General features: G+C 34.4%; 13 protein-coding genes and 1 pseudogene. 6 read left to right on the top strand and 8 right to left on the bottom strand.

Features of this window, described 5'->3' with window-relative positions; translation table 11 throughout:
- Positions 1-28: 28 nt before the first annotated feature.
- Together ACUN3A_RS09480 and ACUN3A_RS09475 are read left to right on the top strand one after the other, a co-directional pair.
- On the top strand, positions 29-925 hold the full coding sequence (locus ACUN3A_RS09480) for an NmrA family NAD(P)-binding protein (RefSeq protein ID WP_445551046.1): 897 nt from the start codon (positions 29-31) through the stop codon (positions 923-925).
- A gap of 12 nt (positions 926-937) precedes the next feature.
- Positions 938-1,852, top strand: a pseudogene (locus tag ACUN3A_RS09475) (helix-turn-helix domain-containing protein).
- A 119-nt stretch (positions 1,853-1,971) separates the two neighbouring features.
- On the opposite strand, the gene ACUN3A_RS09470 reads toward ACUN3A_RS09475, so the two are convergent.
- From ACUN3A_RS09470 to ACUN3A_RS09460, 3 genes are read right to left on the bottom strand one after another with little or no spacing between them, the layout of a single operon-like run.
- Entirely contained in the window at positions 1,972-3,339 is a 1,368-nt protein-coding gene (locus ACUN3A_RS09470) for an efflux transporter outer membrane subunit (protein ID WP_445551045.1), read from the bottom strand.
- Positions 3,329-6,502 carry an efflux RND transporter permease subunit gene (locus tag ACUN3A_RS09465; protein WP_445551044.1) on the bottom strand — a complete coding sequence of 1,058 codons (3,174 nt, stop codon included), beginning with the start codon at positions 6,500-6,502 and terminating at the stop codon, positions 3,329-3,331. Before ACUN3A_RS09465 ends, ACUN3A_RS09470 begins: the two co-directional genes overlap by 11 nt.
- A gap of 37 nt (positions 6,503-6,539) precedes the next feature.
- Positions 6,540-7,688 (bottom strand): efflux RND transporter periplasmic adaptor subunit, encoded by a 1,149-nt coding sequence (locus ACUN3A_RS09460; protein WP_445551043.1) that lies wholly within the window; start codon positions 7,686-7,688, stop codon positions 6,540-6,542.
- 431 nt (positions 7,689-8,119) lie between these two features.
- Here ACUN3A_RS09460 and ACUN3A_RS09455 point away from each other — a divergent pair, with 431 nt between their 5' ends.
- From ACUN3A_RS09455 to ACUN3A_RS09440, 4 genes are all read left to right on the top strand, one after another.
- Positions 8,120-9,091 carry a polyphosphate kinase 2 family protein gene (locus ACUN3A_RS09455; RefSeq protein WP_445551042.1) on the top strand — a complete coding sequence of 324 codons (972 nt, stop codon included), beginning with the start codon at positions 8,120-8,122 and terminating at the stop codon, positions 9,089-9,091.
- A gap of 10 nt (positions 9,092-9,101) precedes the next feature.
- A complete protein-coding gene (locus ACUN3A_RS09450) occupies positions 9,102-10,802 on the top strand; it encodes a SulP family inorganic anion transporter (protein ID WP_445551041.1) in 1,701 nt (566 codons plus the stop codon).
- Positions 10,803-10,983: 181 nt separating this feature from the next.
- Entirely contained in the window at positions 10,984-11,697 is a 714-nt protein-coding gene (locus tag ACUN3A_RS09445; RefSeq protein WP_445551040.1) for a hypothetical protein, read from the top strand.
- 453 nt (positions 11,698-12,150) lie between these two features.
- Positions 12,151-13,695, top strand: a complete 1,545-nt coding sequence (locus ACUN3A_RS09440; protein WP_445551039.1) for a hypothetical protein — start codon at positions 12,151-12,153, stop codon at positions 13,693-13,695.
- Between the two features lie 42 nt (positions 13,696-13,737).
- On the opposite strand, the gene ACUN3A_RS09435 is transcribed toward ACUN3A_RS09440, so the two are convergent.
- From ACUN3A_RS09435 to ACUN3A_RS09415, 5 genes are all read right to left on the bottom strand, one after another.
- The gene (locus ACUN3A_RS09435; protein ID WP_445551038.1) at positions 13,738-15,132 is read right to left on the bottom strand and encodes a hypothetical protein; all 1,395 of its coding nucleotides are present in this window, start codon (positions 15,130-15,132) and stop codon (positions 13,738-13,740) included.
- A gap of 68 nt (positions 15,133-15,200) precedes the next feature.
- Positions 15,201-15,830 carry a CatA-like O-acetyltransferase gene (locus ACUN3A_RS09430; RefSeq protein ID WP_445551037.1) on the bottom strand — a complete coding sequence of 210 codons (630 nt, stop codon included), beginning with the start codon at positions 15,828-15,830 and terminating at the stop codon, positions 15,201-15,203.
- Between the two features lie 97 nt (positions 15,831-15,927).
- The gene (locus ACUN3A_RS09425; protein WP_445551036.1) at positions 15,928-16,638 is read right to left on the bottom strand and encodes an HAD family hydrolase; all 711 of its coding nucleotides are present in this window, start codon (positions 16,636-16,638) and stop codon (positions 15,928-15,930) included.
- A gap of 39 nt (positions 16,639-16,677) precedes the next feature.
- Positions 16,678-17,571, bottom strand: coding sequence for a DMT family transporter (locus ACUN3A_RS09420; RefSeq protein WP_445551035.1), 894 nt, complete (start codon positions 17,569-17,571; stop codon positions 16,678-16,680).
- A gap of 74 nt (positions 17,572-17,645) precedes the next feature.
- Positions 17,646-18,323: a transposase gene (locus ACUN3A_RS09415; RefSeq protein ID WP_445551034.1), complete on the bottom strand. Its 678-nt coding sequence runs from the start codon at positions 18,321-18,323 to the stop codon at positions 17,646-17,648.
- Positions 18,324-18,530 lie beyond the last annotated feature (207 nt).

Genomic DNA, 18,530 nt, shown 5'->3' with positions numbered 1-18,530 from the left:
CAACTTTACAACATTAAAAAATAGACAAATGAAAATTATAATCACAGGTTCATTAGGGAATATCAGCAAGCCATTAATTCAAGAATTAGTACAAAAAGGACATCAGGTTACAGTAATTTCAAGTAAACTGGAAAATCAGGCAGCAATTGAAACATTAGGTGCTAAAGCAGCCATTGGTTCTGTAGAAAATAGTACGTTTTTAACGGAAACCTTTACAGGCGCTGATGCTGTATACTGCATGATTCCGCGAGCAAACTATTTTGATCCAAATCTTGATTTAGATGCTTTTACTCGAAAAATAGGAAACAATTATGCGGAAGCAATTGAGAAGTCTGGCGTAAAACGTGTTGTATTTTTGAGTAGTATTGGTGCACATTTAGAAAAAGATTCTGGTATAATTCTTCGCTATCATGAAATTGAAGCTTTTCTGAATAAACTCTCAGATGTGGGAATTACTTTTATGCGTCCTACTTCATTCTTTTACAATTTAGAAGCTTATATCCCGATCATAAAATATCAAGGAATTATCGCTGCAAATTATGGTGCTGACAAAATGATTCCGTGGGTTTCTCCATTAGATATAGCTTCAGCAATTGCTGAAGAAATTACAACTCCGCTCGACGGAAGAAAAATTCGCTATGTAGCAAGTGAAGAACTTACTGGAGAAGAAACGGCACATATTTTAGGAAACGCAATTGGTAAACCTAATTTGAAATGGGTTTTAACAACTGATCAAGAAACTTTAGTTGGCTTAATAAACATAGGTATGCAGCCTAAAATTGCTGAAGGTTTGGTAGAAATGTACGCTGCGCTTTACAACGGTTTGCTAGCTGAAGATTATTCCCGGAACAAACCTGTTATAATGAGAAAAGTAAAACTGATAGACTATGCAAAGGAATTCGCTTTGGTTTTCAATCAAAAATAAGTATCTTTTACTATGGCAAATAATCAACCGTACAGGATAAAAAGCATAAGCGAATTTCGTGAGTTTCGAGGTTTGCCAAAGCCAGAACATCCTTTAATCAGCGTTTATAATTTTGAAGAAATTAAAAAGCTTAATGACGATGAGCCAAAAAGCATTATACTTGATTTTTATTCGATTTCTCTAAAAAGGAATACAAATGCAAAAATGCGTTATGGCCAGCAGGAATATGACTTTAATGAAGGTGTAATGTTATTTATTGCGCCTGGGCAGGTTTTTTCCATAGAAGCAAGTACAAATCTAAAACACTCGGGATGGTCTTTATTAGTCCATCCTGATTTCTTGTGGAATACTCCGCTGGCGCAAAAAATCAAACAATACGAATATTTTGGATATTCTGTTCATGAAGCACTACATCTTTCAGATAAGGAAGAAGCGATGATTATTGGCATTATGAAAAATATTCAGCAAGAATATCATTCGAATATTGATAAATTCAGCCAAGATGTGATTATTGCGCAACTCGAATTATTGTTAACTTATTCTGAGCGTTTTTACAATCGCCAATTCATTGCAAGAAAAATAAGCAATCATCAAATTCTCGCACGATTAGAAAATCTTCTGGATGACTATTTTAACGAAGATTCTTTAATCAAAAAAGGATTGCCAACAGTACAATTTATCGCCGAAAATCTAAACATTTCGCCTAATTATTTAAGCGGATTATTAAAACTGCTTACAGGCCAAAGCACGCAGCAGCACATACACAATAAGCTAATCGAAAAAGCGAAAGAAAAACTTTCTACAACCGATTTATCAATAAGTGAAATTGCTTTTGAATTAGGTTTTGAGCATCAGTAGTCATTCAGCAAATTATTCAAAACAAAAACAAATATTTCCCCTTTAGAATTCAGACAATCATTTAATTGACTTAAACAGTTCCCAAAAGGAAATAAAATATTCGAAAAATGCATTTTAAATTTAACTGACTTTAAAACAAAAAACCACGCAAATTGCGTGGTTTTTTGTTTATCAATAGTATCGTCTATCTAATTCCAACCGCCACCTAAAGCTCTATACAATTGGATTGTTGAACTCAATTGGTTTTGTGTCAACTCCGAAAGGCTTAATTCTGCATCAAACAAAGATATTTCCACTTGTAAAACCTCTAAATAAGACACATAACCATTATAATATCTTGCATTCGACAGTTCCAAGTTCTTTCTGGCCGCAATAACCTGTTTGTTTCTTGCTGTCCATTCATCTTTATACGTTTTCACGTTTTGCAGCGATTGTTCAACTTCAGCAACGGCTACAAGACACGTTTTTTGGTAATTAAGTCTTGATTCTTCAGCAATTTGACGGTATATTTCTACTCTCCTTCTATTTTTACCAAAATTAAAAATCGGTCCAGCAACTGAAGCGCTGGCGTTTTGCAGATAAGAAGAGCCATCAAACAAAGAACTTACCTGACTGTTTGCAAAGCCAGCTAATGCAGCAATGTTAAACGAAGGAAAACGCATCGCTTGTGCAACACCGATTCTCTCATTAGCAGCCATATAATTTCTTTCAGCTTGATTTACATCAGGTCTGTTTTTTAATAAAATGGAAGGAATAGAAACAGGTATGTTATCCGCCACCTGAAGCTCTGTATTCGTTTTCCCTCGTTGTATCGGAACTGGAGCTTGACCAATCAAAATTGAGATAATATTTTCCTGAATGGTAATTTGTCTTTTGATAGCTGGAATAGTCGCTTCGGCAATCGCCACTTGTTGTTCGATTTGAAGCTTATCCACTTCAGAAACATAACCTGAAACAAATCTTTGATTAATGATTTCAAAACCTTTTTGTCTTGATTCTAAAGTCTTTTCTGCTATAATCAGACGATTATCAAAATCACGAAGCTGGAAATAAGCAACAGCTATATCGCTTACCAAGTTAGAAAGGATTACTTTACGACCTTCTTCACTAGCAATTAATTCATCTTGAACTGCTCTATTCTCATGACGAATTTTACCCCAAAAATCCAATTCCCATGAAAGAGAAGCTGATGCATTAGAAGGCATAAAAGCTTTTTCATTGCTATTGATTGTTGCGCTATAACCAACAGCTGGCAATAAATCGGCTTTGGTATAACCCAATTCTGCTCTGGTGCGTTCAATACGAGCCATCGCAATTCTCAAATCATAATTATTTTCCAGTCCCTTAGTGATTAGCCCTTTCAAAACATCATCATTAAAAAGATCAAACCATTTCACATTAACCACAGAAGCCAATGTATCTGCATTTGCAGAACCATGCTGAAAATTAGCTGCATTTTGATCTTCTGGCTTTTTATATTTAGGCCCTACCAAACAACCCACAGGAAGTATTGCAAGTGCAAGAATAATTATTATTACTTTAAATTTATTCATCATGTTCCGTAGTTTTTGAATCCATATTATTTTCAATTGCTACACCTTCATCCTTCTTTTTGCCGATATTTTCAATCATAACAAATAAACCTGGCACAATCAAAACTCCCAACACTGTAGCTACAAGCATTCCGCTAAATACTGCCATCCCCATTACTATACGTGCCTGAGAACCAGCTCCTGTAGCGGTAAGCAATGGAACAACACCGAGTATAAAAGCAAAAGCAGTCATCAAAATTGGGCGAAAACGTAACTTCGCTGCTACCATCGCTGATTCATACAGCGGTTTGCCTTTTTCGTATTCTTCTTTGGCAAATTCCACAATCAAAATCGCGTTTTTAGCAACAAGTCCAATCAGCAATACTAGCCCGATTTGCGCAAATACGTTGTTAACATAAGCATCACTGCCCATACGTGCCAAAAACAAGCCTAAAAACGCTCCAAATACCGCAAAAGGCGCTCCTAGCAATACGCTGAATGGCAGTTTCCAACTTTCGTACTGTGCTGCAAGAATTAAGAACACAAACACCAATGCCATTAGGAATACTGTCCCTCCTCCTGGAGAATGTTTTTCTTGATATGATAAGTTGATGTAATCGTAACTCATATCTGCCGGCAAGGTTTCTTTTGCGACTTCTTCTAAAGCATCTAGGGCTTGTGCACTACTATATCCGTCATTAGGGCTTCCTCCTATCTCAGCAGCCCTAAATAAATTAAGACGGTTAGTGAAATCAGGTCCTGTAACTTTGGTAGCTGTAACTAAAGTAGATACTGGCAACATATCCCCATTGTTGTTTCTTACGTAAATATTATTTAAATTTTCAGGACGTAAACGATCTACGGCATCCCCTTGTAAGTACACTTTATACTGGCGCCCAAAGCGATTAAAATCATTTACATAACTACCTCCCAAAAATGCTCCTAATACTTCAGTAACTCTTGAAACCGGAACTCCAAGCTTCATTGCTTTTTCGTTATCAATATCAAGTTTTATCTGTGGAGAACCAGCGTTAAAAGTGGTATAAATTCTCTTTATTTCAGGACGCTTTTGAGCCGCAGCAATAAAAGCCTGCGTTTGCTGTGCCAAATATTGTGGCGAATTACCCCCTCTATCCTGCAGCATCAAACTGAAACCTGCAGAAGCTCCCAAACCTTGAATCGCAGGAGGACCAAATGCAAATGCAGTTGCTGTAGTAATTTGAGTGGATAATTTTTTGTTCAATCGATCAACCAGTTGTTTTGCTGTTTCTGCTCTTTCTTCCCAAGGTTTTAAGGATATGAAAATAAAAGCATTATTCGGCTGATAAGAATTGGTAAGCATACTAAATCCATTGATTGTAGTATAGGATAATATCGATTCTTCTTCTTTTAAGAAGCCATCTACTTTTTTTGAAATTTCATCAGTACGTTGCAGAGATGATGCCGGAGGCAATTGTATGTTTATCAACACATAACCTTGATCCTCTTCAGGGATAAATCCAGGCGGTATTCCTTTGCCCAAAAACACTACTGCAACCAAAATTACTGCTAGCAGAATAATAATACGTGTTGCTTTTTTTGCAAAAAATGTTGCTCCAGATAAATATTTATCGGTTACTTTTTCAAAAATACGGTTGAAACCAGTAAAAAATTTGGCAAGCCAGCCTGTTTGCTCGCTAACTGGTTTTGTAGGTTTTAAAAGCATGGCACAAAGCGCCGGACTTAATGACAAAGCACTAAAAGCCGAGAAGGCAACCGAGACGGCAATGGTTATCGCAAACTGCTGATAAAAACGTCCTGTAATACCTGGCGTCATAGCAACCGGCACAAACACCGCAATCAAGATAAGAGCAATGGCTATTACTGGCCCCGAAACCTCTTTCATCGCCTGAATTGTTGCATCCTTTGGATTTTTTCCATGCTCAATGTGATGTATTACAGCCTCAACCACAACAATCGCATCATCCACAACAATACCAATCGCTAATACCAATCCTAATAACGATAAAGTATTTATAGAGAATCCTAACAATGGAAAAACCGCAATCGTTCCAATCAACGATACTGGTACCGTAATCAATGGGATCAAAGTTGCACGCCAGTTTTGAAGGAAAATAAACACTACGAGAATAACCAGCAAAACGGCTTCAAATAAAGTATGAACGATATCGTCAACCCCAGCAGTAATTGCAAGTGTGGTATCTAATGATTCTTGATAAACAATGTCTTTCGGGAATTTTTCAGACATTTTTTTCATGGCATCTTTAGCTAATTGAGCTACTTCCAAAGCATTACTTCCCGGCATTTGGAAAACCGTAATTGCAGCAGTTGCACTACCATTTCTACGTGCATTTGAACTGTAATTCTCAGTTCCCAATTCAATTCTAGAGATATCGCTTAATAATACTTCTGAACCGTCTGGCTTACTTTTTACCACAATTTTACCAAACTCATTCTCAGTAACTAAACGATCTTGAAGCGTAACACCATACGTAAAATCAGTTCCTAATGGAGTAGGCTCTGCGCCAAATTTCCCACCAGGGCTAATCATGTTTTGAGCGTTCAAGGCATTTTTAACATCATCAACAGTAATACCCAGTTTACTCATTAAGTCAGCCTTTAGCCAAACCCTCATAGAATAATCACTTCCCCCAAAAAGGGAAACTTCTCCAACTCCCTTGATACGTGCCAATTGATCTACAATGTTGATATTAGCATAGTTATTCAAAAATTTTGAATCGTACTTAGGATTGTTTGAGGTAAGAGTAAAAAGCATCATCGGGAACGACAATGATTTTTTTACAACAACCCCTTGTTGCTTTACGCTCGAAGGCATAAAAGGAGCTGACTGCGCCTGACGGTTTTGGGTAAGCATATTAGCATTATCCAAATTAGTTCCTACGTCAAAAGTTACCTCGATAGTACAAGCACCATCTGATGTATTTGTCGATTTTATGTAAAGCATTTGCTCTACTCCATTTACCTTTTGCTCAATTGGTGTTGCCACAGCCTGCTCAACATTCAAAGCGTTAGCTCCGGTAAAAGTAGTTGTGATTTTTACAACTGGTGGGTTGATATCCGGATATTGTGATATTGGTGTCTTTTGCAATGCAAGCAATCCTAGTATCACAGTTATGATACTAATTACTATTGCTACAATTGGTCTTCTAACAAAAAATTCTCCCATAAATGATGTTTCTAAATTGTTATTTGGTCATTAATGACTAATTTTCTGCTTTTCCTGGAGTCCAGTCTATAATTTTTGGAGTTATAACGCTTCCTGCTTTTAATAAGGACGTGCCGCCCATAGCTACTTTATCATTGGCTGTCAATCCCTCAGTAACTATATATGAGTCTTTGTAAGATGGACCAACTTGGATTATTTTCATATCCACTTTATTATTGTTGTCCACTACATAAACCTGGAAGATACCCTGCATTTCAATTACAGAACGCTGCGGTATTATGATTGCGTTTTTACGGACATCCGTAACTACTTTTGCTTTTACAAATTGGCCTGGACGAAGCAATCTGTCAGGATTTGCAAATGATGCCTCAAAAGTAACTGCTCCAGTTGTTGGATCTATCTGTCTGTCAGCAAAACTGATTTTTCCTGTCTGTGGATAAATAGAACCATCTGACAATTCTAATGAAACTGATTTTCCTGCTCCTACTAAAGAAGAATTTTTCTTGCTGATTTCTCTAAAGATGCGAAGGTATTCTTGCTCACTCATTGTGAAACGAACCCTTACATCGCCTAAATCAGAAATTGTATTTAAAACAGAAGCTGCTCCTGGACGCACATAGTCCCCTACTCTTACTTTTGAAATCCCTATTAATCCAGAAATTGGAGCTAAAATTCTGCAGTATCCTAATTCGATTTTTGCATTTTCCAAATTGGCTTTTGCTGCTTTTAATGACGCTTCAGAAGCATTGTATGCTGCTTTCGCCCCTATCAATTCCCTTTGGCTAACTGCGTTTATTTTTGCTAACGGAACCATCATATCATAATCTGATTTGGTTTTTGCCATTCTCGCTTGTACTTCAGCCAATGAACCTTCGGCCTCATTCAGCTTAGCTTTATATGGTAAAGGATCAATTGTGTATAACAATTCTCCTTTGGCAACCACTGCTCCTTCTTTAAAATTAAGGCTCTCAATCACACCGTCAACTCTAGGATTGATCTGAATATCTGATTGTCCAAAAGTTTGCCCCGTAAATCCAGACTCTAATCTAACATCTTGCTGCAGCACTTTTACCACTGAAATTTCAAGAGGCTTAGCTTCTGGAGCCGCTTCCTTTTTACAGGAAATCAATAAAGTAGAAAAAGCAATAACAAAAAATAATATCTTATTCTTTTTAAATTCATTCATAAAATTATCATTAAAATTAATAGAAATAAAAAACACATTAAAAGCCTTAAAATCTGGTCTAAATTACAAAAAGCCTACGAATAACTCTTAAATAATTACAAAAAAAATAATTTTACTTACCCAATTAGTCCTAAAGAACCAAAATTAATGATTTTATAGAAAAATCCCACAGTGGTTGGCACTAAGCTTCCCACATTACATAAGAAACAGATTTAAAGGTTTTTTTGACAAACTCAATTTAATTTTAAAAATACCAGTTTTGGCTTAATCGCATTAATAGAAGTACAAAGTGTTTTTTTATTAAAAATAATCCCTGTAATTGATTTTTCACTAAATTAGTTCATTATTAATTCATTAAGTTATTAATACGATAAAAAAATTATTCCTTTTCAAATAACAATAGTCTTTCATTAACATTAAATTTCGGGATCATGTCAAAATCAAATAAAAAAGAACAGAATGACTTTGAAGAAAAGCTAATAGATTTAAGCTCTTTAAGCAAAAAAGAATTAGTTCAAAAAGCTAAAAAATTTTCCAAGCAATATTGTGTTGGTGATGGAAATGGCTTTAAACTAAAAGATTATGAAACCAAAGCCAGTTTTAATTTAGGCGAGGAAGGAAAACCACTAGTAAAACAAACTTTAGAAATAGGTGTCGAAGCTTTGGCAGCTCTGCAAGATGTACTATATGCACAGGACAAATGGTCGGTACTACTTATTTTTCAGGCTATGGATGCTGCGGGCAAAGATGGAGCTATCAAACACGTCATGTCAGGCGTTAATCCGCAAGGATGCCAAGTATTTTCTTTTAAAGCTCCAAGTTCTGAGGATCTAGACCATGATTTTTTATGGCGCTGCCAAAAGCATTTACCCGAACGAGGGCGCATTGGCATTTTTAACCGTTCTTATTATGAAGAAGTTTTGGTCGTTCGCGTGCATGAACAAATTCTAAAAAGCCAAAAACTCCCAGAAAAATTATTCACCAAAGATATTTGGGAAGATCGTTTTGAAGACATTCGCAATTTTGAAAAATACTTGCATAGAAACGGAACTATTGTCATCAAGTTTTTCCTTAACGTTTCTAAAAAAGAGCAAAAAGAACGTTTTATAGAGCGTGTAGACAACCCAGATAAAAACTGGAAATTTAGTGCTGCTGATGCTAAAGAGAGAGGATATTGGAATGATTATATGGATGCCTATGAAGAATTAATAAAAAATACTTCTACCAAAAAATCACCTTGGTATGTAATTCCTGCAGATAATAAATCATATGCCCGTATTGCTGTTGCATCTGCAGTTATCACAGCATTGGAAGAGCTAGATTTAGAATATCCAAAAGTAAGTGAAGCAAAAATAGCTGAATTGCAAGAAATCAAAAGGGCATTGCTAAACGAAGAAGACTAAATCCTAAATTATGATTTCTAAATTATTTCCAATTATAAATTGGAGTAAAGAATACAAAACAGAAGACTTAAAAAAAGACTTTATTGCCGGCATTACTTTAGCCGCTTATGGAATTCCCGTATCTATGGCATACGCTACACTAGCAGGATTGCCACCACAATATGGAATTTATGGTTATCTCATTGGTGGATTATTTTATTCCCTATTAGGTACCAGCAAACAACTGGCTATTGGTCCAACATCGGCAATTTCATTATTGATTGGCACTACAATCGCTACTATGGCCAATGGCGACACACAGCGCTGGGCTGATATTGCATCGCTAACAGCTTTAGTCTTTTCGGGCTTAGCCATACTCGCTTATCTATTGAGATTGAGTAGCATTATAAATTTTATTAGCGAAACCGTTTTGGTCGGATTCAAAGCAGGTGCAGCCATAACTATTGGCTTAACACAATTACCCAAGCTTTTTGGAGTAAAAGGAGGAGGCAAAAACTTTATGGATAGTATAATTACCCTTTTTCATCAACTGCCTGATACTAACATCAGTGTTTTTCTTTTTGGCATTATCGCAATTATCATTCTACTAGTTGCAGACAAATTAGCACCAGGACGACCTGTCGCTATACTGGTTGTAATCGTATCCATTGTACTCATTTCAACAACCTCCTTAGCTTCTCATGGATTTACAACCGTTGGAGTGATTCCAACAGGATTACCTCAACTTCATTTGCCAACATTACGTATTAAAGATGTAGATGGTGTATTACCGCTAGCTTTGGCTTGTTTCTTATTATCCTATATTGAAAGTGTTTCGGCAGCAAGAACATTAGCACAAAAAAACGGATATATCATCAATGCCCGTCAAGAATTACTGGCACTTGGAGTGGCCAATGCTGCCGTTGCTTTTGGACAAGGTTATCCAGTAGCTGGTGGATTATCACAGTCTGCTGTAAACGATACTGCTGGGGCAAAAACAACAATATCCTTACTCTTTGCGTCTGGTACTATTGCCTTATGTTTATTATTTTTAACAGGGTTTCTACAAAATTTGCCTACCGTAATTTTAGCTTCCATTGTATTGGTAGCTATCCGAGGACTTTTTGATCTAGAAGAAATCAAACATCTTTATAAAATAAACAAAAAGGAATTTTACGTTGCCATGATTGCATTAATTGGTGTGCTCATTTGGGGAATATTAACTGGTGTTTTACTCGCAGCAATAATAACTTTATTACTATTAATAAAAGAAGCCTCCCGACCAAATGTTGCTTTTTTGGGGAGAATACCAAACACCAAACGCTACACAGACATAGAACGTCATCCCGACAATGAAAGTATTCAAGGAATATTACTTATTAGAATTGAATCCTCCATATTTTATTTTAATGTTGAATATATCAAAGACCAAATATGGAAAAAAATCAATAGTGAATCCGATTCGTTTAAAGCTGTAATACTGGATCTCAACTCTTCTCCACGCATTGATATTACTGGAGCACGATTTTTAAAACAACTCTTTATCGATTTGGAAGCCAAAAACATCTCCTTAAAAATTGCTGAAGCCCGCTCCGAAGTTCGGGACATCTTGCGTTCCGAAAATCTGGAGACTCTTTTGGGTCACATCAGCCGGGCAGTTTCAGTCGATGATTTAGTGGTTAATACTATCAATTCTAATTTGGAAGCGCAGACTAATAAAGAAAACAACTAATTACCTTATAATCAACACCATTTTCTCTAATAGAAGTCAAAACAAAATTTATTTTCTATAATTTATCTTTTTAAAAAATGTTTAAGAAAAGGTAAAACCTTATTTTTACTTTTTATTATTTAGAAACACCAGTCAATAATCAATTTAGATTGTGTTAGGCAATTAATTTTAAGCAGTCAAAATGGATAAAGATATATCAGCAAAGGCATTACCTCAGCATCAGATACTGAAAGCCGATTTATTTCCAGATTCCGAATCCCGTTTAGATTCTATGGAAAAGAAAGAAAATCCTATTGACGATTTAAGCATTCTTTTTAGAGATTTAACTTCCACAAAAACCAAACGAGAAAGTATCGCTCAACTCATTGAAAAATTAGATGTTGAAAAAAACGTCAGATACCAAAGAACACCAGAAGATACTTATTGCAATGTTTACGCTTATGATTTTTGCCATTTCTCTAAAGTGTATTTGCCCACGGTTTGGTGGACAGACGAATCCTTGGAAAAAATAAAGCAAGGGCAAGAAGTCAACGCCATTTTTGAAAAAACTGTGGACCGAATTTATTCAAGTGCTATACATGATTGGTTTTTAGAATGGGGAAATCATTTTGGTTGGGAAAGAATGTTTACTGTCGAAGAAATTCAAAATAAAGTCAACGCTAATGGAGGAGTTGGGATTATTTGCGCCAAAAGAAAAATAAAAGGACTCTCTGGACATATCGTTCCTGTTGTTCCAGAAACGGATTCTCATAAAGCATATAGAGAAAACGAAACGGTATTATATCCACTGCAATCACAGGCGGGAATATTAAATTACAACTATTTTTCGGAAGTTAGAAAAGATTGGTGGAATGATGAATTATATTCTTCTCATGTCTTTTATTATCACGAATAAAACAAAACAATTAATCATTTTGTAAAACATTTAGCACTGATTTACAGCTGATTTCTATTATAAAATTAATTTTAATATTATTATTTGATTTTCAACACTTTAGGCAGTTGCAAATACCATAATAATAACCTACTTTTGCAACTTGGAAAAAACAAGGATTGTAAAAGCTTTAATCAGCCTATTCATCTTCTTAAATTATTGATATAAAAGGAATTAAAAAACAACAAAAATTTTATAAGACCTTTATAAAATTTGACTTTTTATCAATCATTCAGTCGGTTCAAGTACAAAATTTCTGAGACTGAAAATATAAAACCCTGTATTTTAAGAGTAAAAGAAAATTATTTTAATGGATGTAAATCCGTTACAAACCCTTTTGTTTGATTTCAAATAAATGGCATCCGCATTTCTAAATTAAAAGTCATTAACCATAAAAAAAGAAAATTAGTATAAATGAAAGACAATCAGAACAAAAAATATTATTGGGGAATTGGATTAGAAAACGAAACCTACATGCAATTTGAAGAATCCCTTATAGTTACTGGTGAATTTATACAAGAAAAAATTGGTTTTGAAAAATACAGTATTGATTATAGAAAATGTTATAAACCCGAAAGTCTTGCCCCTTTATTAAAAAAGGCTTTTGGCTTAAATCAAAATTATACCGTGAGCCGAATGATTAATAGCCATTCGCTGGAAAAACTCGATATAAACTACCAACACAAAATGCTGTCGGCTATAAAGTCAGTAACGAATGATATTGAGATTGATGGAACAACTCCGCAGCCGCTCGAAAACCCTGAATATCTAGGAAAATCCATTATGGAACTTTTCCTTGAAGAACAGCCATACAACATTCAAAGTATGATTACCCAAAGAAATAAAACGATGGGATCTGTACATTTTGATGGTGATTCTATTGAATTTGTAACCAAATATTTTGAAAACAGAACGATTGAAGATTCTTGTAAAGAACTAAAAGCGACCAAAAAGTTATTTCTAGATACTATCAACGAATCGGCTGTATTAAATGGAAAGCTAAACTTTCCGGATTACAACAATGGCCTTAATATGTTTATGACGAATCAGGAAAATCTTGTTTTGTTTAACAATGGAACCTATCATTTTCATATTACGTTGCCTTCATTAACAGAAGATAGTAGGATTGTTGATTATAAGGATTTTGAAAAAACACATTCCAATGCTATTTATTTATTGCAATGGTTTGAGCCGTTTTTTATAGCTACGCTAGGAAGTCCTGATATTATGGGTGTGATAAGCGATAAATATAGTCTGGATAAGAAATTCACATTGGGTTCTATGCGAAACGCTATGTCACGCTATATTGGAGTTGGCACTTTTAATAAAGCGATGCCAAAAGGAAAAATTCTAACCTACAAAGTAGATGATTTTAGAAAACTGCTAAAATTTGAAAAAGAAGAAAACATCTGGTGGCGCGACCAAATTGAAGCAGATATGGAATATGAATTACTTCCAGAAGTTGGTCTCGATTTCAATCAGGAAAAAATGTACCAAAGTGGTTTTGAATTCAGAAGCTTTGATGAATTTCCTGCAACTTATTTAAACGATGTTCTTTTTTCTATTATCTTAATATGCGAGCATTCATTGAACCTGCCTAATGTCAAGTGGGGACACGACAGTGTGGCTTGGAATAATTTAGTTTTTAAAACATTAAAATTTGGTTATCTAACCGAAATTAATGAGGAAGAAAAGAACGAAGTCTTAGATTTATTACAATTATTAAACCCATCAGACAGCAATTATAACGCACTAAAAGCTGAATTTAATACCATCATAATGCTTGATGCCTTTTTCTTCAAAATTCTGGCTGTTTTGCACGATAAATACAAAGACAATAATGTTTGTTTGGATTCCATGTGCGGGAAAAAATCAAATTTTGCTCCAAAATGGGATAACTTCAACAAATACCAAACGGAAAGACATTTGCAACAAATAGGATCTTTTTGCGAGAATTAACTATTCTACAATTATGATTTAATGAGATTGATGGATTTGACACTAAAAAGTACGCTCAAATCCATCAATAAACTTACGCATGGTATATTGTTTGGTGTAACTATCATAATAACCCAAAATATAGTAGTTTTTGTAACGAATAATACTTGGCAAGGTTACTTCAAGATGTTCTTGTTCAAAGCCTGAAATAAAATCAACAGCAAGGGGATCTTGACTTTTCTTGAGATGATCTAATTTTTTATCAAATACACTTTCGAAATAGACTGTAGTTGGTACTTCACGGTACATTAAATCACCATTGAATTGATTACTACTAGTCAATGAATTTACAACATCTGTAAATTGAATAATACCTGTTCCGCCCAAAGTAATCAAAATAGAGTTAGAAGTTTTGTAAACTGTCAATCCTACGTCCAAATTCACTAATTGATTCAAAAACTTGGCGGTGTTTTTAAATTCTTTTGGCTTTTGTCCATCCAATTGTAGCATCAAAGGCGAACTTTTAAACGGAATCGTATCCGTTTTCGAAACTAGACTACTTTTGATAGTCTCTGCTGTTTTATAATCCTTTATTTCAAACAACAATTCATCAGCATTAACTTTAAGCTGATATATTTTACCTTCATGGTAATAGGAATTGGATAGACTTACATAATTTTTAGTTGACGCCTTCGAAAAATTTTTCTCCTGAATTTCAAAAGTGGCAAGATCAATATCAAATCCTTGTGTTTCATTGTCATTATGATCGAATGTGAGCAGAAATCGGTTCTTGAGGACGTATAATTTTGTTTTTTGCGCACCTTTGAATAATGGATTGAATTGACTTGTTTCTATTTTTTCAACGGGAAGAGCATCCAGAATTTGACTAAATTTTATAGCTTTATTTCTACTGTTTTTAAATCTAAAAGAAGTGAAATCCAATGTTTTTTCTTCTTTTGTCCCATTTTTAAAAACATATAATATTAACTTTTCTTCAAATTCCTTTTTTGCAAGTATATAAAAAGCGTTGTTTTCTTGAAATCGAGTAATAACAGTTTGGTTAAAAAATTGCAAATCATAATTGAGAATACTACTTGTAGATTTGGTATTCAAATCATATTGTACTGCCAGTATTTTATTCAATTCTTGGTTTGACCAATACAGCGTTGGGTTTCCTTCAGTGTTAAAACTATATCCTACGATTTGTTTGTAGCTTATATCAGGTCTTGGCAATGAATATTGATTGGACAAAAACAAAGCAGAATTGTATTTTAGAATCGTGAGGTTTTCTTTATCAGACGCAAACACAAATAAATCGTGAGTCGATATATTTTCGGCATTGATAATTTGTTTGAATTCTTTGGCTTTCTTGAGTTCCAATGGGTAAGTCGCCAAAACAGTTTGACTAAAAATCAAAGAGCTTTGGATTAGTATAAAAAAAAGAATGATTTTTTTCATGTCCTTATTGAGTATAAGATTGTTTCTGTAAGAATCAGCAAAAATTGTTCCGTTTTATATTTTAAAAATCATTGATTCATTATCTCTTGAAAATAGTCTACCATTTGTCCTACGTGCATGGCGTCCATCAATCCATGATGCACATGAATAGACATAGGCATGGTTCGTTTACCCTCTTCGGTCACCGTCATTTTGCCAAATGAAATTTTAGGACAACTATCTGGAAAAGTCATATTTCGAGCATGAGAAAGCGACGTAAAATTGAGCCAGGGAATTGCCGAAAAGTGAATGAGATTATCCTCATTAAATTCCCGTGTAAATAAGCCTGTTGTATTTTGAATGCGTTCAATTTCTATCATCGCGCTTTGTTCAAAAATTGAATAATCAGAATGATATTGTATCAAAGAAAATCCAAAAGTACCATCGGCACGACTTATGGTTGCCGATCCGTCAATTCTGTTGTAGGTATAAATATGAGTGTTTTCAATACGATATCGAAAATTTTCAAAAGCATTTACGGCTACCAACGTTTTATGCAAATAATAAATAAAGAAAGACGTTTTTAATATTTTGGATGTTGTATACGCTTTGGTGCAATCGATGTTTATGGTTACTCCAAAAAAAGGTTCCTGCATTTGCTTGAAGAAAAGGAAATGTTCCTTTCGATTCCAATTGTCCAATTCTAAAAGCGTTTTCATTTTTTAGTGTTTAAGGGGAATGTTTTAAGTCTAAAACCTAGCTAAAATACTAAATAAAAAGTATTCTAACTAGGTTCAAAATGTTTTAAAAAGCACATTACAATTCTAATAACGGTAAAACTTCGATTATTTTTTCGAATGCTTTAAAGTTTTTGTGTTCTACTTTATGATCAATTTTTTCATGCGCCCAAGTCGTGTGAAAAGGAATATGAACAGCATGTCCTCCAATGGCTAAAACAGGTAAAACATCTGATTTTAAGGAATTACCAATCATAAAAAACTCTTCGGGTTTAATCTCTAGACGTTTAATCAAATCCAAATAATCCACTTCCTGTTTGTCTGACATTACTTCGATATGGTGAAAATAATCCCCTAAACCCGAATTGTGTAATTTTCGACGCTGATCCAGTAAATCTCCTTTGGTAGCTACTACCAATTTGTATTTGCCATGCAAAGCTTCCAAAGTTTCTTCAACACCATCTAATAAAACGATGGGTTTTTCGAGTAATTCTTTTCCGTATTGAATGATTTTTTCAACAACCTCAACGGGAATCGTATTGTTCGAAATCGTCATTGCTGCTTCTATCATCGAAAGAATATATCCTTTGATTCCGTAGCCATACAATTTGAGATTGTCGATTTCAATTTTGAATAGCTCCTTCGAAATTCCTTGATGTGAAAGATAATCTTCCATCAAACCACAGAATTTTTTCTCCGTTTCTTCAAAATAGGTTTCGTTGATAAATAGAGTATCGTCGGCATCGAAGCCAATAACCTTTAAATTTTGAATTTTGCTTTTGTCTAACATATTGTAAAAATATTTTTTTCTAATGTTTGTTTTTTTCAGCTACGAATTACTACTTTTCAAGAATGTCTTCAATGAAATTGTTTTATTGTAAAAGGTAATCCTGATTCCGAAAAGTAAAATAATTCCACCGATAATCATTTGTAAAGTTATTTTTTCTTCCAAAAATAACCATGCTAATATTGAAGTAATTACTGCCTGACTTAATAAACTGAGTGAAACTCTCGTTGTACGCATGTGTTGTGTAGCATAACTAATCGAAAGCCATGCACACAATTGGCAAATTACAGCCTGTAGTACAAATACAAACCATCCAGTAGTAGAAAATCCTGTAAAAGATTCATTCAAATAATAACAAAGGATTCCTAAATAAGTGCTTGATGCCAACAAACTTATGACCATGAATGATAAAATGTCAACTTCTGAAAGCACATTTTTGCTTACCAAAAGATAAATCGAATATAGAATTCCGGACAGAACCGCAAACAGAAAAGCCTGATCAAAATTCAATTCCATAAAAAAACTAAAACCAACCAACGTTACCATTCCTAATAATGAAACAACCGTTCCGATCCAAAAGTTCGCTGCAGGTTTTGATTTTAAAAACAAAAAAGAACCAATTCCGACCCAAAGTGGAGATAAATTAGTCAATAATGATGCTTGTGTAGCGCTTGAATCCTGAATGGCGATATTCCAAACTGCCACATCAGAAGCAAATAAAATGCCGCATAAACCAGCTAAAAGTGTCAATTTTAAAGTTGGAAGTTTAAATTTTTTGGTCAAAAGCACATAAGGCAAAAGCAAAATAACCGCAAAAAACATTCTGTAAAAAGCTGAAATTAAGCCCGAAGCCAAACGCAATTTTATCAATATCGGGAAAATTGAAATGCAAAGTATTCCGCAGATTAAGGCTAATCTTGGTTTTGTGATTTTCATTTTATTAGATGGCAGTTTTGAAATTATGATGACATTAGAGTACAGCGTCTCTATGTGTATTTTGATGATGCTTTTTAATTGTAAAATTTATCTTCTTTCCAATTTGTTACATTGTTTTGTATGTAATTTTGAATTCTTTCAAACGATTCAGAACTACGGATGATATGATCGTGAAAACGTTCTTGCCATTCAAAATCAGCATGAATGTAATGTGCGTGTTTGGTTACGACCGATTTATAAGAACGCAAAATAGTTGAAATTGTCCCAGATTTTGGCGAAATTTTTGTCATGTGTTCGTTTTTTATTCCGTTACCCACCGTAGAGACGTTGCACTGCAACGTCTTTTCGTCCTGTATATAATCATCATGTGTAGAATTGTTGTGTGTAGAGACGTTGCATTGCAACGTCTTCACATCCACGGAGACGTTGCAATGCAACGTCTCTACATTGTCATCAACAACATTGGTTTTATTAATAATCAATATTCCATGAACATGATTTGGCATAACCACGTAATTCCCTAATTCAATAAATGGAAAATGTTTTGGAATTTCTGCCCAAAATGTATCCGCAATCTTTCCAATCTCATTTAATTGCATCTCATTTTCACCATTAGCAGATACAATTTCGCCAAAAAAATGTTTCTTGTTTTTAGTGCATATCGTTATAAAATAAGCCCCATTTTGACCATAATCCCAATTTTTCAATCGTGTAGAAGAAATGCGGTATTTGTTTTGGAATTTTACGTTCATATTATTTTCGTTTCCATTTTCGTAGGGACGTTGCACTGCAACGTCTCAGCTGTTGATAATAACGAATGTAATATTTTTCTATATGTTTTACAAAAACAAAATACTCACATTTAATAATATAGAGACGTTAGGTGTCTTAATCTGGTTTATTAATCTAAACAAAAGAGACGTTGCACTGCAACGTCTCTACGCATATATGATAAAAAA

This window comes from Flavobacterium sp. WC2509, assembly GCF_052683105.1.
This window is presented reverse-complemented; position numbering and strand designations above follow the sequence as displayed.